28 protein-coding genes and 1 riboswitch are annotated in these 25783 nt (G+C 65.0%); of the genes, 16 read left to right on the top strand and 12 right to left on the bottom strand.

Annotation, left to right across the window (positions count from 1 at the left end; all coding sequences use genetic code 11):
* Positions 1–73: 73 nt before the first annotated feature.
* Together QA649_RS13975 and asd are read right to left on the bottom strand one after the other, a co-directional pair.
* Positions 74–637: an NUDIX hydrolase gene (locus QA649_RS13975; RefSeq protein ID WP_283024698.1), complete on the bottom strand. Its 564-nt coding sequence runs from the start codon at positions 635–637 to the stop codon at positions 74–76.
* Between the two features lie 64 nt (positions 638–701).
* The gene (gene asd / locus QA649_RS13970; RefSeq protein ID WP_283024697.1) at positions 702–1565 is read right to left on the bottom strand and encodes an archaetidylserine decarboxylase; all 864 of its coding nucleotides are present in this window, start codon (positions 1563–1565) and stop codon (positions 702–704) included.
* 35 nt (positions 1566–1600) lie between these two features.
* On the opposite strand from asd, the gene QA649_RS13965 reads away from it, so the two are divergent.
* Positions 1601–3265 (top strand): aminotransferase class III-fold pyridoxal phosphate-dependent enzyme, encoded by a 1665-nt coding sequence (locus QA649_RS13965; protein WP_283024696.1) that lies wholly within the window; start codon positions 1601–1603, stop codon positions 3263–3265.
* Between the two features lie 221 nt (positions 3266–3486).
* Here QA649_RS13965 and QA649_RS13960 read toward each other — a convergent pair whose 3' ends face one another.
* The 3 genes from QA649_RS13960 to QA649_RS13950 form a co-directional block, all read right to left on the bottom strand.
* Positions 3487–4146 carry a hypothetical protein gene (locus QA649_RS13960; RefSeq protein WP_283024695.1) on the bottom strand — a complete coding sequence of 220 codons (660 nt, stop codon included), beginning with the start codon at positions 4144–4146 and terminating at the stop codon, positions 3487–3489.
* A 155-nt stretch (positions 4147–4301) separates the two neighbouring features.
* Complete coding sequence (locus QA649_RS13955) at positions 4302–4991, bottom strand: methyltransferase domain-containing protein (RefSeq protein ID WP_283024694.1); 690 nt, start codon at positions 4989–4991, stop codon at positions 4302–4304.
* A gap of 33 nt (positions 4992–5024) precedes the next feature.
* Positions 5025–6077 carry a glycosyltransferase family 1 protein gene (locus QA649_RS13950; RefSeq protein WP_283024693.1) on the bottom strand — a complete coding sequence of 351 codons (1053 nt, stop codon included), beginning with the start codon at positions 6075–6077 and terminating at the stop codon, positions 5025–5027.
* A gap of 274 nt (positions 6078–6351) precedes the next feature.
* On the opposite strand from QA649_RS13950, the gene QA649_RS13945 reads away from it, so the two are divergent.
* Complete coding sequence (locus tag QA649_RS13945) at positions 6352–7077, top strand: L,D-transpeptidase (protein ID WP_283024692.1); 726 nt, start codon at positions 6352–6354, stop codon at positions 7075–7077.
* A 112-nt stretch (positions 7078–7189) separates the two neighbouring features.
* Positions 7190–7606, top strand: a complete 417-nt coding sequence (locus QA649_RS13940; RefSeq protein ID WP_283024691.1) for a c-type cytochrome — start codon at positions 7190–7192, stop codon at positions 7604–7606.
* Here the strand turns inward: QA649_RS13940 and QA649_RS13935 are convergent.
* Entirely contained in the window at positions 7603–7872 is a 270-nt protein-coding gene (locus QA649_RS13935; RefSeq protein WP_283024690.1) for a hypothetical protein, read from the bottom strand. The two genes, QA649_RS13940 and QA649_RS13935, sit on opposite strands and share 4 nt — an antisense overlap.
* Positions 7865–8659, bottom strand: a complete 795-nt coding sequence (locus tag QA649_RS13930; RefSeq protein ID WP_283024689.1) for a DUF899 domain-containing protein — start codon at positions 8657–8659, stop codon at positions 7865–7867. The genes QA649_RS13935 and QA649_RS13930 overlap by 8 nt, the downstream gene beginning before the upstream one ends.
* A 90-nt stretch (positions 8660–8749) precedes the next feature.
* Between QA649_RS13930 and QA649_RS13925 the strand changes: the two genes are divergently transcribed.
* Together QA649_RS13925 and QA649_RS13920 are read left to right on the top strand one after the other, a co-directional pair.
* A complete protein-coding gene (locus QA649_RS13925; protein ID WP_283024688.1) occupies positions 8750–9970 on the top strand; it encodes a helix-turn-helix domain-containing protein in 1221 nt (406 codons plus the stop codon).
* A gap of 28 nt (positions 9971–9998) precedes the next feature.
* Positions 9999–10637, top strand: a complete 639-nt coding sequence (locus QA649_RS13920; RefSeq protein WP_283024687.1) for a PQQ-binding-like beta-propeller repeat protein — start codon at positions 9999–10001, stop codon at positions 10635–10637.
* A gap of 151 nt (positions 10638–10788) precedes the next feature.
* Here the strand turns inward: QA649_RS13920 and QA649_RS13915 are convergent, their stop codons facing one another.
* Positions 10789–11187, bottom strand: coding sequence for a hypothetical protein (locus QA649_RS13915; protein ID WP_283024686.1), 399 nt, complete (start codon positions 11185–11187; stop codon positions 10789–10791).
* 82 nt (positions 11188–11269) lie between these two features.
* Positions 11270–11650 carry a hypothetical protein gene (locus QA649_RS13910; RefSeq protein WP_283024685.1) on the bottom strand — a complete coding sequence of 127 codons (381 nt, stop codon included), beginning with the start codon at positions 11648–11650 and terminating at the stop codon, positions 11270–11272.
* Positions 11651–11887: 237 nt separating this feature from the next.
* Between QA649_RS13910 and QA649_RS13905 the strand changes: the two genes are divergently transcribed.
* From QA649_RS13905 to QA649_RS13880, 6 genes are all read left to right on the top strand, one after another.
* Complete coding sequence (locus QA649_RS13905; RefSeq protein WP_283024684.1) at positions 11888–13456, top strand: DUF4403 family protein; 1569 nt, start codon at positions 11888–11890, stop codon at positions 13454–13456.
* Positions 13457–13551: 95 nt separating this feature from the next.
* Positions 13552–14661, top strand: a complete 1110-nt coding sequence (locus QA649_RS13900) for an ABC transporter ATP-binding protein (RefSeq protein WP_283024683.1) — start codon at positions 13552–13554, stop codon at positions 14659–14661.
* 55 nt (positions 14662–14716) lie between these two features.
* Entirely contained in the window at positions 14717–15775 is a 1059-nt protein-coding gene (locus QA649_RS13895; RefSeq protein WP_283024682.1) for an ABC transporter substrate-binding protein, read from the top strand.
* A 6-nt stretch (positions 15776–15781) separates the two neighbouring features.
* The gene (locus tag QA649_RS13890) at positions 15782–17044 is read left to right on the top strand and encodes an ABC transporter permease (RefSeq protein WP_283024681.1); all 1263 of its coding nucleotides are present in this window, start codon (positions 15782–15784) and stop codon (positions 17042–17044) included.
* Entirely contained in the window at positions 17041–17871 is an 831-nt protein-coding gene (locus tag QA649_RS13885; protein ID WP_283024680.1) for an ABC transporter permease, read from the top strand. Before QA649_RS13890 ends, QA649_RS13885 begins: the two co-directional genes overlap by 4 nt.
* A gap of 297 nt (positions 17872–18168) precedes the next feature.
* Positions 18169–19380: an ABC transporter substrate-binding protein gene (locus QA649_RS13880; RefSeq protein WP_283024679.1), complete on the top strand. Its 1212-nt coding sequence runs from the start codon at positions 18169–18171 to the stop codon at positions 19378–19380.
* A 184-nt stretch (positions 19381–19564) separates the two neighbouring features.
* Here QA649_RS13880 and QA649_RS13875 read toward each other — a convergent pair whose 3' ends face one another.
* Together QA649_RS13875 and QA649_RS13870 are read right to left on the bottom strand one after the other, a co-directional pair.
* The gene (locus QA649_RS13875) at positions 19565–20095 is read right to left on the bottom strand and encodes a PRC-barrel domain-containing protein (protein WP_283024678.1); all 531 of its coding nucleotides are present in this window, start codon (positions 20093–20095) and stop codon (positions 19565–19567) included.
* A gap of 227 nt (positions 20096–20322) precedes the next feature.
* Positions 20323–20877, bottom strand: coding sequence for a hypothetical protein (locus QA649_RS13870; protein ID WP_283024677.1), 555 nt, complete (start codon positions 20875–20877; stop codon positions 20323–20325).
* Between the two features lie 180 nt (positions 20878–21057).
* Between QA649_RS13870 and QA649_RS13865 the strand changes: the two genes are divergently transcribed.
* Both QA649_RS13865 and QA649_RS13860 read left to right on the top strand, forming a co-directional pair.
* Complete coding sequence (locus QA649_RS13865; protein WP_283024676.1) at positions 21058–21813, top strand: response regulator; 756 nt, start codon at positions 21058–21060, stop codon at positions 21811–21813.
* A 13-nt stretch (positions 21814–21826) separates the two neighbouring features.
* Positions 21827–23152, top strand: a complete 1326-nt coding sequence (locus QA649_RS13860; RefSeq protein WP_283024675.1) for an ATP-binding protein — start codon at positions 21827–21829, stop codon at positions 23150–23152.
* Positions 23153–23263: 111 nt separating this feature from the next.
* Here QA649_RS13860 and QA649_RS13855 read toward each other — a convergent pair whose 3' ends face one another.
* A complete protein-coding gene (locus tag QA649_RS13855; protein WP_283024674.1) occupies positions 23264–23464 on the bottom strand; it encodes a hypothetical protein in 201 nt (66 codons plus the stop codon).
* Positions 23465–23693: 229 nt separating this feature from the next.
* Here QA649_RS13855 and QA649_RS13850 point away from each other — a divergent pair, with 229 nt between their 5' ends.
* The 3 genes from QA649_RS13850 to thiS all read left to right on the top strand — a co-directional run bounded on the left by QA649_RS13850 (position 23694) and on the right by thiS (position 25741).
* Positions 23694–24227 (top strand): lytic transglycosylase domain-containing protein, encoded by a 534-nt coding sequence (locus QA649_RS13850; RefSeq protein WP_283024673.1) that lies wholly within the window; start codon positions 23694–23696, stop codon positions 24225–24227.
* Positions 24228–24417: 190 nt separating this feature from the next.
* A riboswitch (TPP riboswitch) is annotated at positions 24418–24546 on the top strand.
* Positions 24534–25553 (top strand): FAD-dependent oxidoreductase, encoded by a 1020-nt coding sequence (locus tag QA649_RS13845; protein WP_283024672.1) that lies wholly within the window; start codon positions 24534–24536, stop codon positions 25551–25553. It overlaps the preceding riboswitch by 13 nt.
* Positions 25544–25741 (top strand): sulfur carrier protein ThiS, encoded by a 198-nt coding sequence (gene thiS / locus QA649_RS13840; protein WP_283024671.1) that lies wholly within the window; start codon positions 25544–25546, stop codon positions 25739–25741. The genes QA649_RS13845 and thiS overlap by 10 nt, the downstream gene beginning before the upstream one ends.
* The last annotated feature ends 42 nt before the right edge of the window (positions 25742–25783 follow it).

The following is a 25783-nucleotide window of genomic DNA, read 5'->3' as shown; positions in this document are numbered from 1 at the left end:
AGAGCTGAGGCTCCTGCACACATACTAGCTCGCGGAGACTGGCTCACCGCCAACTACGAGGCGTAAACAGACCTCACGCCTCACCGCGCAGCCAGGCCTTCACCTTCTGCAAAAGGCCATGCCGCAGCTCCTCGACAGACGCAGCTTCCGCCGGCGTCAACGTCTGCAAGGCGGCATCGATATCGTCGGCCGCCAGCGATGGCGCGGGCGCCGGCGATGGCGCCAGTCCTGCCGCCGCGAGCGCGATCGGGCCGATCTGAGTCAAGAACACGCGCTCATATTCGCGCGACAGGCGGGCGATCGCATCGTCCAGCGTCAGCCAGTCGACCGCCTTGATGTCGCTCATCAGCTTGCGAACCGGACCGCCGTCGGCCTCCATCCGCCAGAAGTGCACGACTTTTGAGCGGCCGCCGGACTGGTAGACCAGCGTGCCCAAAAATTCGTGGATGGCGACGTCGTGGCCGGTCTCCTCCAGCACCTCGCGGTGCGCGGCTTCCTTCGGCGTCTCGCCGTCGTCGAGCTTACCCTTGGGCAGGACCCATTCATTGCGCTTGCGCTGACGCACGACCGCAACCAGCGGCACCGCTCCCCGCCGCAGCACAATACCACCCGCCGCCATCACCGGCGCCCGCGCCATAGCTCACATCCAGTATCGTCGTCCCCGAAAGACGATATAGGCGGCCGGCGCGGCGGATTGAAGGCTACTTTCTCCTGAGCAGCGCCTCGCCCGCGCGAATGCGCGTGCCTTCGCCAATACCGTCGCAGAAGGCAAAATCGCCGGGCGCGAGGATGATGATGGTCGAACCGTGCTCGAACCAGCCGAGCTCCTCACCCTTGCTCACGTAGACGTCGCACGGGAAATTGACCGGTCCCTTCGTCTGCGCGTTCAGCACCATGTCGAGGAAGTGCAGGCGGATGCTCGCAACCAGGATCGCCGCCACCGGCACCAGCGTCACGGCTTCGCCGGTCGACAAATGCGTCCGGATCACCGCGCGCTCGTTCTTGCAGAACAGACGCTCGACCCGCTTGAGCGCGATCGGGTTGACGTTCCAGACGTCGCCATGGATCAGCGTGACGCGCTCGATATGCGCGTCATAGGGCGCGTGGAAGCGATGATACATGCTCGAGGTCAGCCGCAGCGTGACAAAGGAGCCGTTGCGGTGCTGATCGACGAGGGCGGAATCGCCGAGCAGGTCCAGCAGCGAATAGGGCGCGCCCTTCACCTGGAACAGCTCGGTGTCGGCGATCTTCCCGTGGGCGCCGACGATGCCGTCGGACGGGCTGGCGACAATGGAAGGATCCGGATCGAACGGCCGCAGGCCCGGCTTGAGCTCCCGGGTGAAGCAATCGTGCAGACTCCTAAAATGGGTCTTGCGTGCCTCCGACAGATCGAGGTCGGAGAACAGCTTCCACAGCGCGATCGAGAAGTCCCGCACGAAGGGATTCTCGATCTTGGAGAACCAGCCCATGAAGCGGGTCAGCGCCGCGCGGGGGATGCGATTGGTCAACAGGAAGTTGAGGTCTTCCTGCTGGGTGAAAGAGGCGATGAGGGCTTTGACTGTCATGAATCTGTCAGCTCACAGTATTAGCGCTTGTTGTCATGGAAACGACACTCCCGATTCTCTCGATGTCCGTGGCCGCCGCAGCGTCTGCTGCCGCCGTCCTCCCGAAGATCAAGGCGCGGGTCGAGTTGTCCCGCGCCAAGCACCGGTCGCTCGCCGGGCACTCCAAGATGTCGCGCCGGGTGGCAAAGCTGCTCCCGTTCTACGAGTTCGAAGGCGACAAATATTTCGGTTGCGACGGCGCACCCGCAAACATCGTGGCCCAGCGCAAGGACGCCTTCTTCCGGCTCGCAGCTCTCTACGCCGAGCGCTACCCCAGGGGTCGCGCGATGACGAAGGAGGCCGCCGAGACGATCTCCGACCTGAACTTCACCGAGAGCTACCGCGTGCCGTTCCAGTTCTCGCGTCTCGTCCGCGAGCATCTGGGCACCTCGACCTTCATGGAATCGTCCAGCGGCGTCACCGTCACCGATGTCGACGGCAACACCTCCTACGACCTCACGGGGTCCTACGGCGTCAACATCTTCGGCAACGACTTCTACAAGGAATGCATCGAGGGCTCCGAGAAGCGGGCGCATGCGCTGGGCCCCGTGCTCGGCCCCTACCACCCCGTCATCCTCGAGAACGTGCAGCGGCTCTGCCAGATCTCCGGCCTCGACGAAGTCTCGTTCCACATGTCCGGCACCGAGGCCGTGATGCAGGCGGTGCGGCTCGCGCGCTACCACACCAAGCGCACGCATCTGGTTCGCTTCGCCGGCGCCTATCACGGCTGGTGGGGTGACGTGCAGCCCGGCGTCGGCAACCCGATTCCCGCGCACGAGACCTACACCCTCTCCGAGATGTCGGAGAAGACGCTGCATGTCCTGCGCACGCGCAAGGACATCGCCTGCGTGCTGGTCAATCCGCTGCAGGGCCTGCATCCCAACGTCAACGCGCCCGGCGATTCCTCGCTGGTCGATTCCTCCCGCGGCGGCAATTTCGATCGCGCGGCCTACACCGAATGGCTGAAGAAGCTGCGCGATGTCTGCACCGAGCGCGGCATCGTCCTGATCTTCGACGAGGTCTTCGTCGGCTTCCGCCTCGCCGCCGGCGGCGCCCAGGAATACTTTGGCGTCAAGGCCGACATGGTGACCTACGGCAAGAGCCTCGCCGGCGGCCTGCCGGTCGGCGTGGTCTGCGGCAGACGCGAACTGATGCGCCGCTTCCGCGACGATCGTCCCGCCGACATCTGCTTTGCCCGCGGCACCTTCAACTCGCACCCCTACGTCATGACCGCGATGGACGAGTTCCTGAGCCGGCTTGCCAGCCCGAACTTCCGCGCCGTCTATGACGGGCTGGAGGAAACCTGGAACGGTCGCGTCAGGAAGATCAACGAGATGATGGAGAGCGCCGACCTGCCGGTCCGGTTCGCCAACTTCTCGTCGATCTGGACGGTGAAATACACCACGCCGTCCCGCTACAACTGGATGCTGCAATATTACCTGCGCGCCGAAGGCCTGGCGCTGAGCTGGGTCGGCACGGGACGGCTGATCTTCAGCCTGAACTACACCGACGCCGACTTCACCGAGGTCGCCGAGCGTTTCGTCCGCGCCGGCGAGAAGATGAAGGCCGACGGCTTCTGGTGGCACGATGGCGCGCTCACCAACAAGAATATCAAGCGGCAGATTTTGAAGGAAATGCTGGCCAAGCGCTTTGGGCGCTGAGGCTGGCTCTCTCCCCACAACCACCGTCATTCCGGGGCGGCTCGAAGAGCCGAACCCGGAATCTCGAGATTCCGGGTCTGGTCCTTCGGACCATCCCGGAATGACAGCGTTCGTGGCGAAGCCCGCCGCGTAAGCAGCCCCCAAGACGTGGATGCCCGGCACGAGGCCGGGCATGACGTAACCATTAGACATCGGAGTATTGGATCTGGGCGACGGCCGTATCAGGCGTGCTGCTCTTCAAGCGTGGGCTCGCCGATCAGGCCGAGCGTGTGCTCGGGGTTGAGGTGCAGGCCGGGGTCCATCAGCTCGCCGCGCATCAGCGCCAGCGGCGCACTGCGATAGAGCATCAGATCGTGGAAGGGGTCGGTCAGGATCTTGGTCATCCAGACGAGGCCGGTCTCGACGTCGCGGATGAAGAACAGATGCACCGTGCGGAACAACAGACCGCCGCCGCCGATCACCAGCCAGATCTTGGCCACCTGACGCATGAAGTCGGTCGCCGAAGCCCAGGGCGTGAACAGGCCGAACAGCGTCGGATCGACGACCAGCACCAGCGGCGACAGCGCCCAGATCGCCATCAGCACGACCTTGCGCTGAAGGTTGTAGCCGACCTTGATATCTTCCTTGTACTCGTGCGTCGCCTGGTTGATGTGATCGTAATCGTGCGGCTCGAAGAAGAAGTGACCGGCCTGGCGCGAGGTCATCGAGACCAGCCAGCCAACCAGCGCGGAGATCATGGGATCGACGAACAGCCAGACATAGGCGAAGAGAAAGCTCAGCGCGCTGACGAAATGCAGGCTCTGATTGATGCGGCTGTGGTGATAGTAGCGATGGTCGTCCCAGCGCTGGATCCGCAGCTGCTCGAGATAATTCTTGATCATGCTCTCCCCCAAAATGCTTTCGGGTTCTGGATTTACAGGGATTCGATGTAGGCCGTGTGACATCATCATTTTGTCATGTGACGATGTGCAGCGGCGCGATGACGCACGTGAACGCGTGAGCGGCGGATCGTGCCGCCGCTCTTACGCAGCCTTGCTCAAGCCGCCTTGGCGACGTCGACCTTGCGGAAGCGCACCAGCGAGAAATGGCCGAGCGGCGGAATCAGGCGGCGCTCGGCGAGCTCGATGCCCTTGGCACCGGCCAGCCACTTGGCGTAGCGCGACCAGGCGAACTCCGCGGTGCGGAAGCCGAGCGGACGCACCACCGGCTGCAGCTTCTGCTCGATGAAGCGGCGCATGCCGGCATCCGCGCTGACGCGGGTGAGGATGATCAGCTCGCCGCCCGGACGCAGCACGCGGGCGAATTCGTCGAGCGCCTTCTCCGGGTTCGGCACGGCGGTGACGACGTACTGCGCCATCACCACGTCGAATGAGTTGTCGGGGAACTCGAGCTTCTCGGCGTCCATCACCGCGAGACCCTCGACGTTCTTCAGATTGCCTTCGGTGACGCGCTGGCGCGCCTTGTCGAGCATGGCTTCCGAAATGTCGGTGCCGAAGATGCGCAGGTGCGGCGCGTAGAGCGGCAGCGATATGCCGGTGCCGACGCCGACCTCGAGCACGCGGCCGCCGATCTTGTTGGTGGCCGCGATCGCGGCCTGCCGGCCCTTGGCGAACACGCCGCCGAACACGAGATCGTAGACGGGCGCCCAGCGATCGTAGGCCTGCTCGACCGTACCGCGGGTGAGGTCGATCTGCTGGGTGCCGTCAAGGTTCATGATCTTAGCCATCGATGAGGTTCTCGCTGTGGATCCAATGAAAGGTCAACCGCGCACCGGCCGCCGCGCCATGCGAGGCGAGGCGCGCAGGACGCGGCTGGGCTGAAGTGACGTGAGATTTCCGACGAACTGCCGCGCACTGTTCTCCCAGGAACGCTCCAGCGCAAAATTACGGCAGGTCTCGCGCGACATGGTGAGTGCGCGCAGGCACGCGGTACGCAAATCGTGGTCGATCGCGCCGATCGGGTGATCCGCGATGACGTCCTTGGGACCCGTCACCGGAAATGCCGCAACCGGCGTGCCGCAGGCGAGCGCCTCGAGCTGCACGACGCCAAAGGTGTCGGTGAGGCTCGGAAACACGAACACGTCGGCTGCGGCGAGATGCGCGGTGAGATCCGCGCCCTTCTTCTCGCCGAGGAACACCGCGTCCGGATACTTCTTCTCGAGCGCCGCCTTCTGCGGGCCGTCGCCGACGACGACCTTGGTGCCGGGCAGGTCGAGCGAGAGGAACGCTTCGAGATTCTTCTCCACCGCCACGCGGCCCATGGTCATGAAGATCGGGCCCGGCAGGTCGAGCTTGGCAGGATGATCGGGATGGAACAACTCGGTGTTGACGCCGCGCGTCCAGAAGCCGAGCCGCTTGAACCCGCGCTCGGACAACTCCTGCCGCAGCGAGGGCGTCGCCACCATGGTCATCGCGGCGGCATCGTGGAAGTGGCGCAGCACGGCATAGCCGACGGCATCAGGGATACCAGTCCGCACCGAGACGTATTCCGGAAAGCGCGTCGTATAGGAGGTGGTGAAGGCGAGCCGGTTGCGCCGGCAATAGGCCCGCGCGGCCCAGCCGATCGGACCTTCGGTCGCGATGTGCAGCGCCTCGGGCGCCGCCTTCTCGATCCGCCGCGCGATCTCCTTAGCCGAGGGCAGCGCGATGCGCAGGCCCGGATAGGTCGGCAGCGGCCAGGACGAAAAGCCGTCCGGGGTGAGGAAGTCGATCTCGACATCGAGCGCCTTGGCTGCGTTCGCCAGCGAGGTCAGCGTGCGGACCACACCGTTGACCTGCGGATGCCAGGCGTCAGTCGCGATTAATACCCGCATGGGGAAATCCCGAGAGTTTGATGATTCTCGGCTTTCGACCATCAACCAAGGATATTTCAGGCGTGTGACGTCATAGAAGTGTCGGCCCGCTGTTTTGTTCGTTAACGGAGCCCTGCAGCCACGAAACTGTCATGAAACAATCCTTGCCGCGATGAAACCGTTTTCGGTTTTCCGCGCAAACGTCCCGAAACTTGTTTCCGTTAGTGACTTACGCAACGGAGCACCGCAACGGTGCCGGGGTGGCCAAGAACACCCGCGCAAACAGGGGCGACCAATGTTCAATCTGGACACGTTCAAGACGTATTCGCGCGCCGTTGCCTTCGGCGCAGTCGCGATTTCCGCGATCGCATTCGCAGGCCCGGCCGAGGCCGCGCCAGTGCAGCTCTTCCCCTTCTTCCAGCCGCTGCCGCCGATGGCTTCGCCGCAGCCGCTGCAACCCTATCAGCCGTATCAGCCCTATCAGGCGCCAACCTACCAGAACGAGCCGTCCGAGGATCAGGACGCGGTCGAGACGCCGGCCCGCTTCCGTCGCCAGACCGTCGCTTACGCGACCCGCGAGGCGCCGGGCACGATCATCATCGATACGCCCAACACCTATCTCTATTACGTGCTCGGCAACGGCCAGGCGCTGCGCTACGGCATCGGCGTCGGCCGCGACGGTTTCACCTGGTCGGGTATCCAGTCGGTGACCAGGAAGGCCGAGTGGCCGGCCTGGACCCCGCCGCCGGAAATGATCGCCCGCCAGCCCTATCTGCCGCGCCACATGGCCGGCGGCCCCGGCAACCCGTTAGGGGCCCGCGCCATGTATCTCGGCGGCACCATCTACCGCATCCACGGCACCAACGCCCCCGAGACCATCGGCAAGCGCGTCTCGTCCGGCTGCATCCGCCTGACCAACGACGACGTCACCGACCTCTACTCCCGCGTCAACGTCGGCACCAAGGTGATCGTGCTGCCGATGACGGAACGCCGCGCGGATCTTGGCGCCGCGACGCGCTAGCGCGACAGGACATTGTGACGCGAACGGCCCCGGAACCCACCGGGGCCGTTTTCGTTTGCCCTCGACATCCCGACGCGCGCTCGCTGCGGCGCGGTCCCCGACGGAGGCGCCGATGCAATCACGCCAGCAGACATCGCCAAGCGCCTGGCTGCGCACGATTGTCAGTGCGGCAGCACTGACATCGCTCCTGTCCGCGACCGCTTCCGCGCAGCAGCCGTCGAGCGACGCGGCGGCTCAGCAGGCCTTCAACAATGCCTGCCGCACCTGCCACTCCGTGAAGGAAGGCGACAATCGCCTCGGTCCCAACCTCAACAAGATCGTCGGCCGCAAGGCCGGCGCGCTGCCGGACTACAACTACTCTCCGTCGATGAAGGACGCCGGCTTCGCCTGGGACCAGGACAAGCTCACCCGCTTCATGGTCAAGCCGGACGAGGTCGTGTCCGGCAACAAGATGCAGCCCTATGGCGGCATCTCGGCAGAGGAAGCGGCGAAGGTGGTCACTTATCTGCAGGCGGCGGGAGCGCATTAGCGGCCCCGCCGCTCCGCGATCAGCCTCAGCCACGCGGCCGAATGAAACGCGCTCATCAGGAGATACATCGGCGCCATCCCGCCGAGCAGAGACCCCTGCCCGGCGCCGCACAGCATGTCCGCCGAGCCGCCGCTGGGCGCGGCGGTCAGCATGGCCATGACCGCGAAGGTCGGCGTCGCCGCCAAGGCTAGCCATCTGGCGATACGGCGCGCGGCCACGACGCCATCGCAGCTGGCGGGCGCCGTTGCGATGACGGGACTAGTCACGACCTTCCGCGGCCTCCTTGCGAAACGCCTTCTCGCCGGCATCCGTGACCTCGACCCATTTCTTGTCGGGCGCGGCACCTTCCTCGTAGCTGTCGTGCCAGTTCCACCATTTGTAGGTCGGCGTCTGCGGATAGCCCTTCGGTGAATCCTCCCAGACCTCCTGGCGGCCGAGCGGGGTGATGTCGAGATAGTTCCAGGTGCCGCCCATCTGTTCATCACCGCGGCTCTTGACGAAATAGGTGCGGAAGATGCGCATGCCGTCGCGGTAGAACACGTTGGTGCCGTGCCACTCGTCGACGCCGAAATCGGCATCGAAGCTGTCGGTGACGGTGACCCAGGGCATGGTCCAGCCCATCCGCTTCTTCAGCCGCGCAATGTCGGCCTGCGGCGCGCGCGAGGCGAACACCAGCGTGGTGTCGCGGGCGTTCAGGTGCGAGACATGGGCGACCTGGTCGGCCACCATGGAGCAGCCGCGGCAGGCATGATCGGGCCAGCCGAACACGCCCGGCTCGAAGAAGGCGCGGTAGACGATCAGCTGCCGCCGGCCCTGGAACAGATCAGCCAGACTGACCTTGCCGCCGGGCCCCTCGAACGCATAGGTTTTGGCAACTTCCATCCATGGCATGCGCCGGCGCTCGGCGGCCAGGGCGTCGCGGGCACGGGTATGCGCTTTTTCCTTCACGAGCAGTTGCTGGCGGGCGGCCTCCCAGTCCTGCGCCGACACCACCGGCGGGGTCTGCATGGCGGTCTGTCCGTTGGTTCCGGCCTTTTCTGCTGATGTCATCATGACTCTCCAAAGCGTTTGCTTGACGTTCTGCCAACGACTTCTGGCACCAAGCGGTTGCGCGGTGGGAGTAACAAGTGTGGCGGGATTGACATGGAGTCGCTGATCACCGCCGCCGCCCGCGCACTCGAAGCCGGCGATCCGCTCGGCGCGCTGAACCGCGTGGCGCTGCGCAACGATGCACCGTCGCTGGCGCTGCGCGGCATCGCGATGGCGCAGCTCGGCGATCTCGCCAAGGCCAAGGCGCTGCTGCGCAGCGCTGCGCGCGGCTTCGGTCCGCGCGAGGCTGTGGCGCGTGCAAGATGCGTGGTGGCCGAAGCCGAGATCGCGCTGGTCTCACGCGACCTGAGCTGGCCGGTGAAAACGCTCGCAGCAGCACGCGCGACGCTCGAAAGGCACGGCGATCTCGCCAATGCGGCCCATGCGGGCCACATCGAAGCGCGCCGGCTCCTTCTCCTCGGGCGGCTCGACGAGGCCGAGCGCACCTTGGCCGCCCTCGGCAACTCCGCGCTCCCGCCGGCATCGCACGTCGTACGCGAGCTCGTGGTTGCCGGCATCGCGATCAGGCGGCTGAAAACAGGGGATGCCCGCGCGGCGCTCGACCGCGCAGGCCGTGCAGCGCGGCAGGCAAGAATCCCGGCGCTCATGGCCGAGGTCGACAGCGCCAACCTGGTCCTCGACACGCCGGCCGCGCGCCTGATTGCACGCGGCAGCGAACATCCGTTGCTGCTCGGGGAGGTCGAAAGGCTGGCGAGCTCGACGGCGCTCGTCGTGGACACCTTCCATCATGTCGTTCGCAGGCAGGGCGTCGTCGTGTCGCTCGGAACGCGGCCGGTGCTGTTCGCGCTCGCCCGCCTTCTGGCGCAGGCCTGGCCGGCGGATGTATCGCGCGAGAGGTTGATATCAGGTGCGTTTCAAGCACGGCACGTCGATGAGTCGCACCGCGCACGATTGCGCGTCGAGATCGGGCGGCTCCGCACCCAGCTCGAGCCGCTGGCCGACATCAGCGCGACCAGGCAGGGTTTCGTGCTGGCGCCGCGGAAGACGCGCGACGTCCTCGTGCTGGCGCGCCCCAATGAGGAGAAGCACGCCGCCCTCCTCGCCTTTCTCACCGACGGCGAGCCGTGGTCGAGCTCCGCGCTCGCCCTTGCGCTTGGAATCAGTCCGCGCACGGTGCAGCGAGCCCTCGAGGAGCTGGCGCGGTCGAACAAGGTCCAGTTCTTCGGGCACGGGCGTGCGCGCCGCTGGATGACCCCGCCCGTCCCGGGTTTCCCGACAGGCTTGTTACTCCCCACGCCGCTGCTGAAGACGTAAGGTGCATCGCCTCACAGGGATCAAGCACATGAAGCGTTCAGCCGCCGAGATCGTCAGGGAGTACGGACCTTTTGCGGGCGTCGAAGCCGTGCATGGCGTCACCTATGACGGCACCCATGTCTGGTTCGCATCCGGCGACAAGCTGAACGCGGTCGATCCGGCCAGCGGCAGGATCGACCGCTCCATCGACGTCGCCGCACATGCGGGCACCGCATTCGACGGCCGGCACCTGTTCCAGATCGCCGAGGACCGCATCCAGAAGATCGATGCGGCGACGGGCAAGGTGATCAGCACGATCCCGGCGCCTGGCGGTGGTGGCGATTCCGGGCTGGCCTGGGCGGAAGGCTCGCTCTGGGTCGGTCAATACCGGGAGCGCAAGATCCATCAGATCGATCCGGCCACAGGGAAGGTCCTCCGCACCATTGAAAGCAGGCGCTTCGTCACCGGCGTCACCTGGGTCGACGGCGAGCTCTGGCACGGCACCTGGGAAGGCGAGGACAGCGACATCAGGCGGGTCGACCCCGATACGGGCAAGGTGCTGGAGCAGCTCGACCTGCCCGCAGGCACCATGGTCTCGGGCCTGGAGTCCGACGGCGGTGACCGCTTCTATTGCGGTGGCGGAGATCGCGGCAATGTGAGAGCGGTCCGCCGTCCGCGGCGCGGCTAGGTGCGCCATAACACCTGAACATCGGGCAACGGCGGTCGCAGCTCGGCATCGGCCATTGGTCGCGAACCATCGGGAGTTTGGCTACGTTTATCGGCACGTTGATTGGGCACGACGGAAAGCATCGTTGCCATACGCAGCACTTTTCCGCTGGCTAGCGAGGAATGAATGAAATGTGCCAATCGAAATAATCGCCATCGTTTGACGTAAAGTCGACCGTCACCTTCGAAACATTCCTGATTCCGGAAACGCACAGATCGGGCGGATTTGAGGAAGATATGTCATCCGTGGGCTCGAAGGCCTGCTCAACAGTCTCGACCCTGCTCGTTCCATCGACCAATGTTTTCGTAATCTTGGCAAGATAGCTGCGCGCCCTGCCGTCGTAGGTCGGTCGCCCGTAATGGTTGAACACGAAACAATATCCCTGCTGCACGGGCAGCTCGACATCCCCGCCCGCCGGCACGGCACGAAATCGCTTTCTCTCGAGGTTCTCCCGGTGTCTGATTGCAGTCTCGTTAAAGAACAGGCTTCCATACGCTGTTTCGCGATGCATATCCCTATAGCTATCGTACGCTGTTCCAAGCGGCGCAGATAAAGCCTTGCATCCAAAACACAAAAACAGAAGGACTACCGCTCTAACCAGGCGCATCAGAATTCCTTTGCGGAGACGCAAAAAACAGAGTGAGAAGACTGTAAAAAATCAGCAGACTCGGCGCGACAATCTCGAGATGTTCACCGATATATCGCGCATCCTTGAATCGCGGGGTGTCAATATTGATCGCCCAAATGAAGAAACCGCACAGAAGAACAAACTGAATGAAAACGTTTCTCACATTGTAGAACTTCCAGTACATCGCGATATTGATGATGGCGAGCCCACCCAATACCCAAAGCATGAACGTCGTGTACTCCGTGGGCTTGACGTTGTTCGCTTTTAGCAAAGACTGAATTGCCAAATAGGCGCCCGTCACCTCGGCCGGAAAGTACATTCGAAGATTTTCAAGTCGCTTATCCATTCCAACGCCCCCCGGACAGCATTCTGGAACGGTTTTTTGGCATTTTCAACCAAAACGAGCACGCGGCCGCGGCGCGCAGGAGGTCACTCGCTTCGCGGACGAATTGCTTGAGAGCGCCCAATAGTGGATTCGTTGGCGCAGCCCGGGCCGTGCCGCCCCAATTCCACCCCCTTGGTGCGCTCTAGCGCCCTCCTCGCCCGCCCTGTAAAATCCCCGCCGGGGCGGCTTGGGGGATTGATGCGACTGACGTTGAATCTGAAGACTATCCTGATCGCCGTCGCGGTGCTCGCGGCGTCGTTCTTCATCAGCCTGAAGGCGATGGACTGGCTCGCGCCGCGCGCGACGAATTCCGCGCCGCCGGTGGCGCAACTGCCGCCGCTGCCGCCGGCCTCGAAGAGCTCGATCGTGATCGCGCCGGTCGCCATCGCGCTGTCGGCGATCCGCGAGCAGGCCGAGAAGGCCGCGCCGCGCAATTTTGCCGGCAAGGCCGACAATCCGATCTCGCAGATCCTGGAGAACGCCGATATCGGCTGGACCGCGGTGCGCGGGCCGATGGCGACCGCCGGCGACAAGGAGGTGCTGACGATCTCGACGCCGCTCACCGGCAAGCTGAACGTGACGGGCTCCTTGTCGGCAAAGGCCACCGGCGCGCTGGGCGACGCGCTCGGCAGCGTGCTCGGCGGTGACGCGGCGAAACGGATCGGCGCGGTCAACATCAAGAATTTGAACGCCAGCGCCGAGATCAAGGGCAACGTCATCGTCACCTCGCGTCCGAAGCTCGCCGCGAACTGGCATCTCGAGCCCAATCTCGGCGCACAGGTCAATCTCGGCGACACCAACCTCAATGTCTCCGGCGCCAAGGTCAACGTGCCGGCGCAGGTGAAGCCGCTGATCGACAAGAACGTCGGCGAGCAGATCAACATCGTCTCCGAGCGCATCCGCAACGATCCCTCGCTGCGCGAGAACGCCAAGGTGCAATGGGCCAAGGCGTGCCGCTCGATCCCGCTGCAAGGCTCGGGCACCTCGGCGGCGCTGCCGCCGCTCTGGCTGGAGATGAAGCCGGTCCGCGCCATCGCGGCACAACCGCGCGTCGATGCGCAGGCGGTGACGCTGCTGCTCGGCCTCGAGGCCGAGACACGCGTGACCTCGAGCTCGACCAAGCCGGAATGCCCGTTCCCCGACAAGATCTCGATCGTGCCGCCGACCGGCACCGGCGTGAACATCGGCGTGCCGATCGACGTTCCCTTCACCGAGATCAACAAGCTGATCGCCGCGCAGATGGTCGGCCACACCTATCCCGAGGACGGTTCGGGCCCGGTCGACGTCACCGTGAAGAGCGTCAACGTGATCCCGTCGGGCGACCGGCTGCTGATCTCGCTCCTGGTGCGCGCCAAGGAAAAGAAGAGCTGGCTCGGTCTCGGCGCGGAGGCGACCGTCCACATCTGGGGCCGGCCGATGCTCGACCAGGCGCAGCAGACGCTGCGGCTCGCCGACATCCAGCTCGCAGTCGAGTCCGAGGCGGCCTTCGGCCTGCTGGGCGCGGCGGCGCGTGCGGTCGTGCCGCAGATGCAGCAGGCGCTGCTGCAGAAGGCGACGCTCGACCTGAAGCCGATCGCCGCCAACGCGCGCGAGAAGATCGCGGCCGCGATCGCCGACTACCAGAAGAGCGAGGACGGCCTCAGGGTCGACGCCAAGATCGACAGCCTGACCCTCGCCGACATCGCCTTCGACTCCAAGACGCTGCGCGTGGTCGCGGAAGCCGGCGGAACGCTCAACGTGTCCGTGACGAAGCTGTCGGGGATGTAGCCCGCCCGCACGCCTCTTCGCTGCTTGCCCCGCTGGCATTCTCGCCGCAGGATGCTAGTCTCACACGGCACTGTAGGGGACAACGCGAGGATAACATGGAAGCCGGCATGGTCACGCCTGCGCCGGCGCTGGTGCGCTTTTCCGGCATTCAGAAGACCTACGATGGCGAGCACCTCGTGGTGAAGAACCTCGATCTCGACATCAGGAAGGGCGAGTTCATCACCCTGCTCGGCCCGTCGGGCTCGGGCAAGACGACCACGCTGATGATGCTGGCCGGCTTCGAGGTTCCGACCCATGGCGAGATCTACCTCGCGGACCGGCCGATCAAGAACGTGCCGCCGCACAGGCGCGACATCGGCATGGTGTTCCAGAACTACGCCCTGTTTCCGCACCTGACCATCGCGGAAAACATCGCCTTCCCGCTCTCCGTTCGCAAGACGAGCAAGGCGGACGTGCAGGAGCGCGTCAGCGCGGCGCTGCGCATGATCAAGATGGAAACCATGGCGCAGCGGCGGCCCGGGCAGCTGTCCGGCGGTCAGCAGCAGCGCGTGGCGCTGGCCCGCGCGCTGGTGTTCAATCCGCAACTCGTGCTGATGGACGAGCCCCTGGGCGCCCTGGACAAGCGCCTGCGGGAGCAGATGCAGCTGGAGATCAAGCAGCTGCACGAGACGATGGGCATCACCATCGTCTACGTCACCCACGACCAGAGTGAAGCACTCACCATGTCGGACCGCATCGCCGTGTTCAACGACGGCATCGTGCAGCAGATCGACAGGCCCGACGCGCTGTACGAGCATCCGGTGAACAGCTTCGTCGCCCACTTCATCGGCGAGAACAACGTGCTGCCCGGCACCGTCGAGACCATCGACAAGGACTATTGTCGCGTCGCGCTGGCCGGCTGCGGCGCCGTCACCGCACGGGCGGTCAATGTCTCAGGCGCGGGCGCATCGACTTCTCTGTCGGTGCGGCCGGAGCGTGTCGCGATTGTTCGGGACGGTGACGCCGGCGAAGGACCGAACCGGCTGCCGGCAAAAGTGCAGAACACCATCTATCTCGGCGACCACGCGCTGGCCGTGCTCGATGTCGCCGGCAACGGGGAGTTCATGGTCAAGCTTCAACCGGGAGCGCATGACAGCCTGCAAACTGGCGAAAGCGTCTTCATCACCTTCCGCCCGGAGGACTGCCTGGCCCTCGATCCCGTCTGATCCGACCGGCATCGATCAACATCAACGCAACTCACAGCTAGAAGGAACAAGGACCATGCTGAAGCGCAAGATTGGCAAGATCGCTCTGGGTTTCGCCGCGGCACTCGGCGCCAGCGCTGCGCTGGCCACGGTCGGAGAGGCGCGTGACCTCACCGTCGTGTCGTGGGGCGGCGCGTATCAGGATGCCCAGAAGAAGGTCTATTTCGAGCCGTTCAAGAAGGCGTCGGGCGCTCCGATGAACGACGAGTCCTGGGACGGCGGCGTCGGCGTGTTGCGCGCCAAGGTGCAGGGAGGTGCCGCGACCTGGGACGTCGTTCAGGTCGAGAGCGACGAACTCGCGGTCGGCTGCGAGGAAGGCCTGTTCGAGAAGCTGGATTATTCCAGGATCGGCGGCGAGGCCGCCTATATCCCGCCGTCGGTCAATCCTTGCGGCGTCGGCGCCATCCTCTACGATTTCGTTCTCGGCTACGACAAGGACAAGCTGAAGGAGGCGCCGGGCGGCTGGGCCGACTTCTTCGACACCAAGAAGATTCCCGGCAAGCGCGCACTGCGCCAGGGCCCGAAGACCACGCTGGAGATCGCGCTGATGGCCGACGGCGTCGCGCCGAAGGACGTCTACAAGGTGCTGGCGACCGACGAGGGTGTCGATCGCGCGTTCAGGAAGCTCGACACCATCAAGGGCGACATCGTGTGGTGGAAGGCCGGCGCCCAGCCACCGCAATTGCTCGCCTCCGGCGAGGTGGCGATGACCTCGGTCTACAATGGCCGCATCGACACCGCGAACAAGAACGAGAAGAAGAATTTTGGCATGGTGTGGGACGGCGCGCTCTTCACGCTCGACAGCTGGGTGATCCTGAAGGGCAGCCCGAACAAGGACGCGGCCTACAAGTTCCTCGACTTCGCAGGCAAGGCGGAGAACCAGTCCAAACTGTCGGAGAACATTGCCTATGGCACCTCGAACAAGGACGCAGCCGGCCGGCTCGCGCCCGCCGTCCTGAAGGACCTGCCGACGGCGCCCGACAACATCAAGAACGCGGTCGAGATCAACGTCGGCTTCTGGCTCGAGAACATCGACCGCCTGACCGAGCGCTTCAACAAATGGGCCGCGAAATAGCGACCAATGACGAACGCGCTCTTGACCGGCGCCAATGCGTCGACCGAGGTGCCGCTGAAGCGCCGATTGAGGCGTGCGGAGCGGACACGCCAGGTCAAGGCATTGGCGCTGGTAGCACCGCTTCTCGTCTTCCTGCTCTTCACCTTCGCAGGCCCCATCGCCGGCATGCTGTGGCGCGCGGTCGACGACCGGGAGGTGCGCCAGGTTCTGCCGCAAACCATAGCGGCTCTCGCCAATTGGGACGGCAAGGACCTGCCGAATGAAGGGGCCTATGCGGCGTTGGCGAGCGACATCCTGGCGGCGCGCGCCGCCGGCACCATTGCGATTGCGGCCAAGCGGCTCAACTACGCACTGAACGGTTTTCGCACGATCCTGACCAGCACGGCCCGCAATCTGAAGGCGGTGCCGGAGCCCGGCACGGCCAAGGAGACGCTCGCCAAGATCAATCCCGCTTGGCGCGAACGCGCCACCTGGACGACCATCAAGGACGCCGGTGGCCCAATGACCGGCTTCTACCTTCTCGCCGCGCTCGACCTGACGCGGAACGCGGACGGCGCGATCGTCGCGGCTCCGGCGGATCAGGCCATCTACCGCGACATTTTCGTCCGCACCTTTCTCATCAGCCTCGGTGTCACGGCACTCTGCCTCATCCTTGGCTTCCCGGTCGCCTATCTATTGGCGACACTGCCACCGGGCCGGTCGAACCTGCTGATGATCTTCGTCCTGCTACCGTTCTGGACATCGCTGCTGGTCCGCACCTGCGCCTGGATCGTGCTGCTGCAGAGCAAGGGCGTCGTGAACGACAGCCTGCACTGGCTCGGCATCATCGACGAGCCGCTCCGCCTGATCTACAACCGCTTCGGCGTCTGCGTGGCCATGACCCACGTGCTCCTGCCGTTCATGATCCTGCCGCTGTACAGCAGCATGAAGGCGATCTCGCCTGCCTATATGCGCGCCGCCGCCTCGCTCGGCGCGCCACCCCTCACCGCCTTCCTGCGGATCTATCTGCCGCAGACCCTGCCCGGCATCGGCGCCGGAAGCCTGCTCGTCTTCATCCTGGCGCTCGGCTACTACATCACGCCGGCACTCGTCGGGGGCGCCGCCGACCAGATGATCAGCTACTTCATCGCGCTCTACACGACCGAGACGGCGAATTGGGGCCTTGCCTCGGCGTTGGGCGCGGTGCTGCTGCTGGCCACGCTTCTGCTCGCGCTTGTCTACGGCAAGCTGGTGCAGGGCCAGCAAGTCACGGGAGGCATGAAGAATTGAGCGATAATTCCTCCCTCCGCACACCCAGCCAGCGCATCGCGTGGACCGCGACCATCGCCATCTCGACGCTGGTGTTCATCTTCCTGATCGCGCCGATCCTTGCGATCATGCCGCTGTCCTTCAGCTCGGGCTCGTACCTCACCTATCCGCTGCCGGGCTTCTCCTTGCGCTGGTACGATGACTTCATCAATTCGCCGCGCTGGATGAACTCGCTGAAAAACAGCATGATCATTGGCGTCGCCTCGACGCTGTTGTCGATGGTGCTCGGCACGCTGGCCGCACTGGGGCTGGCGCAGTGGAAGAGCCGGTTCAAGCCGCTGGTGCTGGCTTTCGTGCTGTCGCCGGTCGTCGTGCCCGGTGTCATCACTGCGGTCGGCCTGTATTTCTTCTTCGCGCCGATCGGACTGACCGGCAGTTATCTCGGCCTGATCCTGGCCCACACCGCGCTGGCAACGCCTTTCGTGGTGATCACGGTCGGCGCGACGCTGCAAAGCTTCGACACCAACCTGGCGCGCGCCGCCGCCTCGCTCGGCGCCTCGCCGCTTCAAGCGTTCCGCCGCGTGATCCTGCCGCTGATCCTGCCGGGCCTCGCCTCGGGTGCGCTGTTCGCCTTCGCGACCAGCTTCGATGAGGTCGTGATCGTGCTGTTCATGGCAGGGCCGGAACAGCGCACTTTGCCCCGCGAGATGTTCAGCGGCATCCGCGAGAACATCAGCCCAACCATCACGGCAGCGGCGGTCATCCTGACGACGGTATCGGTCATCCTGCTCGCGACGTTGGAAGGCTTGCGCCGGCGCAACGAACGGCTCAAGAGCGGCAGCGCTTGAAAGGCGGCACTCTTCTTCCTTCTCCCCTTGTGGGAGAAGGTGGCGCGAAGCGCCGGATGAGGGGTTGCTTCCCCAAACTCGAATGCAAGATAGGTGCGCGCGGAGAACCCCTCACCCGTCTTGCCGCTATCGCGGCGAGCCACCCTCTCCCACAAGGGGAGAGGGTTAGGGAACACCGGCCGCCCCTTCTGATTTTGCATTCCGCTATGGCGCGCACCGCTTAGCTGCCGCGACCGATAGAAGCTAGAACAGTCCCCGCAAATAACGCCCAAACAACAACACACAGGGAGAAACAACATGCAAAAACTCATTGCCGTGGTCGTGGCCGGTCTCGCGCTCGCCGCGACCTTCGGCGCCGCGCAGGCGCAGGTTTCCGACGATGTCGTCAAGATCGGCGTGCTCACGGACATGTCGAGCCTCTATGCGGACGCGACCGGCAAGGGTTCGCTCGCCGCCGTCGAGATGGCGGTCGCCGATTACGGCGCCAAGGTCGCGGGCAAGCCGGTTCAGGTGGTCGCCGCCGATCACCAGAACAAGCCCGACGTCGGCGTCAACATCGCCCGCAACTGGTGCGACAACGACAAGGTCGACGCGATCTTCGACGTGCCGACGTCGTCGGTGGCGCTGCCGATCTCGGCGCTGACGCGCGAGAAGAACAAGATCAACATCAATTCGGGCGGCGGCTCGTCGGACATCACCGGCGTTGCCTGCTCGCCCAATACCGTGCACTGGACTTACGACACCTACGCGCTGTCGAACGTCGCCGGCAAGGCGATGGTCAAGCGCGGCGAGGACACCTGGTTCTTCGTCACCGCCGACTACGCCTTCGGCATGGCGCTGCAGCGCGACGCCGCCAACGTGGTCAAGGAGAGCGGCGGTAAGGTGCTCGGCGAGGTCCGTCATCCCCTCAATTCGTCGGACTTCTCCTCGTTCCTGCTGCAGGCCCAGGCCTCCAAGGCCAAGGTGGTCGCACTGGCGAACGCCGGCGGCGACACCACCAATGCGCTGAAACAGGCGGCCGAGTTCGGCCTGACCCAGGGCGGCCAGAAGATGATCGCGCTCCTGCAGGAGATCACCGACACCCATTCGCTCGGCATCAAGGCGACGCAGGGCCTGATCGTCACCGACGCCTTCTACTGGGACATGAACGATGAGACGCGTGCCTTCTCCAAGCGTTTCAACGAGAAGGTCGGCCACATGCCGACCATGATCCAGGCCGGCCTCTATTCGGCGACCATGCACTATCTGAAGGCAATCGAAGCCATCAAGACCGACGAGGCGCCGAAGGTGATGGCGCAGATGCGCGCGACGCCGGTCAACGACTTCTTCGCGAAGAACGGCAAGATCCGCATCGACGGCCGCATGGTCCACGACATGTATCTGTTCGAGGTCAAGAAGCCCGAGGAGTCCAAGGGCGAGTGGGACCTCTACAAGCTGATCGCCACCGTTCCCGGCGACGAGGCCTTCCGTCCACTCGACAAGGGCGGCTGCCCGCTGGTGACGCATTAGTTGCCGTCATTGCGAGCGAAGCGAAACAATCCAGAATCCCTCACCGGCGACAGTCTGGATTGCTTCGTCGCATCAGCGCAAAATTGCTTCGCAATTTTGTCGCGAGCTCCTCGCAATGACGAAAGACGCGACAGCGCGCCCGGTGAAAAACCAGGCGCGCTTCGTTCCGCCGACTAGAAACCCATTACTCCGAGTACTTGAACTCGGGCATGTTCTTCAGCTCGTCCTTGCTCGCATTGAACACGGCGTGGTCCGGATACCACTTCGAGGTCGACGACGTCGTGGTCGCCGCAGGCCTGTCGGTGCCAGTCGCAGCGCCCGTCGTCGTGGTCGCGCCGGGCTTGGCGCCCGGGTTCGTGCTGGCGCCGGTATAGGCCACGGCCTCGTTGACGAACTTCAGCTTCTCGTAGGGCACGGCGACCAGATGCTCGCCCATGCCGAGGAAGCCGCCGACGCCGATCACGGCGATCTTGATGGCGCCGCTCTTGTCCATCAGGAGATCGTTGACCGAGCCGATGTTCTCGTTGGCTTCGTTGTAGACCTTCAGGCCGGACATCTTCGAGGCGCGCCATTCACCCGACGCCGCGGTGGTTGTCGTTGTCGCGGTGGCTGCAGGCGCTGCCTTGTCGGTGGTGGCCGTCGGGTTTTGCGCGAACGCGGCGGTCGCAAGCAGTGCAGTGCCGGCGAGGCCGGCGACGATCGATTTCATCAACATTGTTGTCCTCTCCTTCAGCAGCAAACTCGTGAGGAGAGAACAGCGCTGAACACGCGCGGTTCCTAAAGATGCTGCAATTTTGCCGCGCAATGATGGCGCTGCGCTGCGAGGAAAGTTCCTGAGTCACGCAGGAGACGTCCGCGGGCGCACTGTTCCCCGCCGACGATCATGCGCCCTGGGTGAAGCACGATCGTGGCGGGGAACGCGCCGACCCGCGTCGCGCGAGGTCAGCTCTTGTAGTCGATCAGGAGCGCGGAGAAATTCGAGCTGCTCGATGAGCTGCCGTTGGCGCCGTAGGAGGAGCTCGACGATTGCGACTGCTGCAGCGCCTGCAGGAACTGCTGGAGGATCTCGGCCGTGGCCTGGTCCGTCGAGCTGCTGCTGCTCGCCTGGTCCGTCGACGATGAATCCGAAGAGCTGTCGTCCGGCGGCGGGCCGGGCGGCGGTCCACCGGCGCCGCCGGGACCGTTCGCGAAGGCGGACTGAAAGACGTTCTTCAGCTCCTCGGCCTGGTCGGAGGTCAGCGTCCCGTTCGACACTTCGCTGGAAATGAGATCGTCGATCTTCGACTGCATGTCCTCCTTGGAGGGACGCGTGCCGCTCGACTGGTCGCTCGACCGGCTCTGCTGGAGCGCGGTGTCGATGTCGGTCAGTGCCGTCGAGAGCGCCGACTGGTCCGACGACGAGATCGTGCCGGCGGAAACTTGCGATTGCAATTCCTGCTGCAGCCGCTGCAAGGGCGACTGGTAGCTACCGGCGGATGCCGCCGAAATCGAAGTCATCATGGCTCCGTGGGTTTTGCGGGGTTTCTTGTGTGACCACGCCACGGTATGGTTAACGGCCTTAACGAGATCTTGCCGCTTCCCTGCCCCGGCATGTCCCCATGTTGTGGACAGGCTATCGGAAACAATCTGAAACAAAAATCTTCGCCATTTGGCCCGAATCTTGGACAAACAAAGCGCATGGCCATTCCCAATCCCAACATCCTGGTCGTCGAGGACGACCGCGAAACCCGGACGTTGATTGCGAAGTACCTGCGCAACAACGCCTGCAACGTCACCGCCGTGAGCGACGGCCGCGAGATGTCGCGCGCCATGGCCGATCACCGCATCGACCTGATCATCCTCGACGTCATGCTGCCGGGCGAGGACGGGCTCAGCCTCTGCCGCAAGGTGCGCTCCGAGGCGCAGACGCCGATCATCATGCTGACCGCGCGCGGCGAGGACGTCGACCGCATCGTCGGCCTCGAGATGGGCGCGGACGACTATCTGCCAAAACCCTTCAACCCGCGCGAGCTGCTCGCCCGCATCAACGCGGTGCTGCGCCGCCAGGCCGCGGCGCAGGCGGCAAGCTCGATCGAAGGCGCAAGCACGCTCGCCTTCGAGGGCTGGCGCATTGATCTGCGCCTGCGCGAGCTGCGCAATCCGGAAGGCGCGCGCGTCGCGGTGACCAGCGCCGAGTTCGACCTGCTCCGCACCTTCTGCGAGCGGCCCGGCCGCGTTCTGTCGCGCGACAGCCTGCTCGACCTCACTCAAGGGCGCAACACCGGCTCGTTCGAGCGCTCCATCGACGTGCTGGTCAGCCGCATCCGCCGCAAGATCGAGCCCAATCCGGCCGATCCCACCATCATCAAGACGGTGCGCTCCGGCGGCTATCTGTTCACGCCCAGAACTGAAGTAGCAAGCACTGAAGCGGTCGCGTCATCCCTGAGCAGCTGAGGGAACGCCGACGATGAAGCCGTTCGGGTTCTTTCATCTCAGGGGTATCGGCGGGCAGATCGCCGCGCTGGTGCTGGCCTCGACCGTCGCGCTTCATCTCGTCGTGACCACCGCCTTCCTGATCAGCCGGCCGGACCGTCCGGACGCGCCGCCGGACGGCGCCCATCAGCTGACCGATGCCGCGCTGCTGCTCGGCTCGGCTGACGCCGCCGAGCGGCCGCGCCTCATTGCCGATCTCGCGCGCGCCTTTCCCAAGCTCGGCATCGAGATGTTCGCGCCGGGCACGGCTGACGTCGTCGAGGAGAGCGACAACCAGCATCTGCGCGGCATGCGCCGACATCTCGGGCGCGGCTACAAGGTGGTGCGGCTCGCCACCGATGGCCCTGCGCACCGCGTCGGCGTCGAATTGCCCGACGGCACCGTGATCGCCGGCCGTGTCGAGGGCGGCCCGCGGCCGTGGTTCTGGGGCGCCCCGTGGCTGATGACGCTGATGACCGCCTTCATCTGCGTCACCGTGCTCGGCCTGTGGGCGGCGCGCGCGCTGGCCGCGCCGCTGTCCTCCTTCGCCAGGGCCGCCGAGAATTTCAGCCTGGACGGCGGCGCGGACCCGCTGCCCGAGCGCGGGCCGGAAGAGATCCGCTCCGTGGCGCGCGCGCTCAACCGCATGCACGAGCGGATCGCACGGCTGATGTCGGATCGCACGCGGATGCTGGCCGCGATCAGCCACGATCTGCGCACGCCGATCACGCGGCTGCGCCTGCGCGCCGAGTTCATCGAGGACGAGGGCAACCGCAAGCGCATGCTGATGGATCTCGACCAGATGCGCTCGATGCTGGAATCCGTGCTGTCGCTCTTGCGCAACGACCGCAAGATCGAGGCCGTGACCCTGGTCGACATCGCCAGCACGCTGCAGCTCGTCGCCGACCAGTTCGGCGACATGGGCCACGTCGTGCACTATGAGGGGCCCGTCTCGGCGACCGCCGCCGCGCGGCCCGACGATCTGCATCGCGGCGTCACCAATCTCGTCGAGAACGCAGTGCGCTTCGGCGCCGAGGTCACGATCCGCCTCGACATATCGGGCACCAAGCTCGTCATCGACGTCGAGGACGACGGCCCCGGCATCTCGGATGCGCGCAAGCAGGAGATGCTGGAGCCGTTCGTGCGCGGCGACGACGCGCGCACCATGGACGACTCCACCGGCTTCGGCCTCGGTCTGTCGATCGCGCGCGCGATCGCGGTCGCCCATGGCGGCGAGCTGTCGCTGCACGACCGCGAGCCGCACGGCCTGATCGTGCGGATGCAATTGCCGGTGTGGCAGGCGCCGCGGCTCGCGGCGTAGCGCATGATCCGGACCCGAAGGGCCGCGTTAGCGCAAAGTGTGTAGCGGTTTTCCCTCGCGACAAACGCGGAACGCGTTTGCGCGGAGATCATGTGCCCTTAAGACAACGCCTCAGGCAGCGAGCGGCGGATGTTCGATCGCGTGCTCATCGAAGATCGCAACCGCCTCGAAGCGGTAGCCGCAGGCCTGGCACTTCCAGAGATAGGAAACGCGGCCTTCGCCCGGCTCGATCCAGTCCGGGAACGGGATCGGTGTGCCACATTGTGCACAAGGGTTCTGCATGGGAATGTCGTCGATGTCTGCTGGGGTCATGGACGTCCTCCCGAGTGCTGCTCTTGAATTGCGATTGTTGGGCGAATGCGCGAATGGACAGACCCGCTGTCGCGTAAGACGCTTCGCCAGCTCCGAACTTAACCTAGGTTTAAGTCGTAAAAGCGACGGGCCGGCGAAAATCGCCGCGGGTGGCATTTCGCCACATCATCGCCGTGTTCCCACGGCCTAACGCGCGAGGTGCAGGTCCGTTCTGCCGAGGAATATTTCGATGAAAACTTTGCATATTGCCGCGCTTGCTGCGGCAGGGTTGATGATGACGCAGGCCGCATTCGCGGGCGAAGCCGAATATGCCGCGATGGTTGCGATGCATGCCCGCGCCAACGGCGTGCCGGAGGCGCTGGTGCATCGCGTCATCATGCGCGAAAGCCGCTACCAGCCGGGCCTCGTCGGCCGTGGCGGCACCATCGGGCTGATGCAGATCAAGCTCGCGACCGCCCGCGGCGTCGGCTACACCGGCGATGCCGCCGGCCTGCGCGATCCCAACACCAATCTCACCTATGCGGTGAAGTACCTCGCCGGCGCCTATCGCGCCGCCAATGGCGACCACGCGCGAGCTGTGCGTTATTTCGCGGGCGGCTATTACTACGTTGCAAAGCGGCAGCGGCAGGAGGCCATGCAGGTCGCCAATGCCGGCGAGACCTGGCTCGAGCCGAACGGCAATCCGCAGCCGATGTTCGGCACCGCCCCGCACAGGAAGCTCGCGCAAGGCGTCCGCAACGCGCGGGCGCAGGCGCTTAAATAGCAACTCTCGTGTGTCCCGGGCGCACTGCGGCCCGCAGTGCCGCAGTGGGACCCATGCCAGCCACGCAACAAATGGGCCCCGGCCCTGCGACGCACCACGCCGCAAAGGGCGGCGCGCTGCATCGCGTCCGGGGAACGGTGGGGTTCCCGGCAACACGCGTTGACCACCCCGCCTCCCTGGCATACATTGGACCCGTTCCGAGGGGTGCTCCGAGGAGGAGCTGAGATACCGCTAAATGGGCAATACCGCCCAGGACCGCGGTGACCCTTTGAACCTGATCCGGGTCATGCCGGCGAAGGGACAGGGATGTTGCACACGACCAAGCGACCGGATTCACCGGTATCCATCATCGGCGCAGGCATTGCCGGCGCCTGGCAGGCGCTTTTGTTCGCGCAGGCCGGCCACGCCGTGACGCTACACGAGCGCAGTGACGCCGGGATGACCGATTCCACCAGCCACTGGGCCGGCGGCATGCTGGCGCCCTATTGCGAGGCGGAGGTCGCCGAACCCATCATCTCCAGGCTGGGCCTGCGCTCCCTCGACATCTGGCGGCGCGAGCTGCCCGACACCCCCTTCAACGGCTCCCTCGTCGTCGCCCATCCGCGCGAGCGCAACGATTTCGAACGCTTCGCCCGCATGACCGAAGGCCATCGCCGGCTCGATGCCGCAGGCCTGGCCGAGCTCGAGCCGTCGCTGGAGGGACGCTTCCGCGATGCGCTGTTCTTCCCGACCGAGGGCCATGTCGAGCCGCGGCGCGTGCTGCCGAAGCTGCATGAGCGCATCAAAGCTGCCGGCGGCACCATCAAGTTCGACAGCGACGTTACCGCCCAAGATCTACAAAGCCTCGACGGCATCGTGATCGACTGCCGCGGCCTGTCCGCACGCGAGGAGCAGCCTGGCTTGCGCGGCGTCAAGGGCGAGATGATTTTGATCGAGACGGACGAGGTGCAGCTGTCACGGCCGGTGCGGCTGATCCATCCGCGCTGGCCGCTCTACGTGATCCCGCGCGAGCAGAACATGTTCATGCTCGGCGCGACCTCGATCGAGGCCGAGGACACCGGCGTCAGCGTGCGCTCGGCGCTGGAGCTCTTGGGCGCGGCCTATGCGGTGCATCCGGCGTTCGGCGAAGCCCGCATCGTCGAATTCGGCTCCGGCCTTCGCCCCGCCTACCCCGACAACCTGCCGCGTATCGGCATTCGCGGCGAGACCATCGCCGTCAACGGCCTCTACCGCCACGGCTTCCTGATCGCGCCGGCGCTCGCCGAGCTGACGCTCGCCTATGTCCAGCGCGGGCAGATCGACAATGAGGTGATGCAATGCGCGTGATCGTCAACGGCGAACAGCGCGAGGTGGCCTCCGCGAGCGTGGACGCGCTGCTCGCAGAGCTCGACTACGAAGGCACCCATTTCGCCATCGCGCTGAACTACGACGTCGTGCCGAAAAGCCGCTGGGCCGAGACGAGCCTGAAGGCCGGCGACGAGATCGAGATCATCACGCCGCGGCAGGGAGGGTGAGGATGATGTCACTCCAGCCGCGCGGCCCTCTTAACCTCTCCC

The sequence above is a fragment of the Bradyrhizobium sp. CB1717 genome (genome assembly GCF_029714325.1).
In the GTDB taxonomy this organism is placed as follows: domain Bacteria; phylum Pseudomonadota; class Alphaproteobacteria; order Rhizobiales; family Xanthobacteraceae; genus Bradyrhizobium.
Note: the sequence above shows the minus strand (reverse complement) of the source record. Positions and strands in the feature narration are given on the sequence as shown.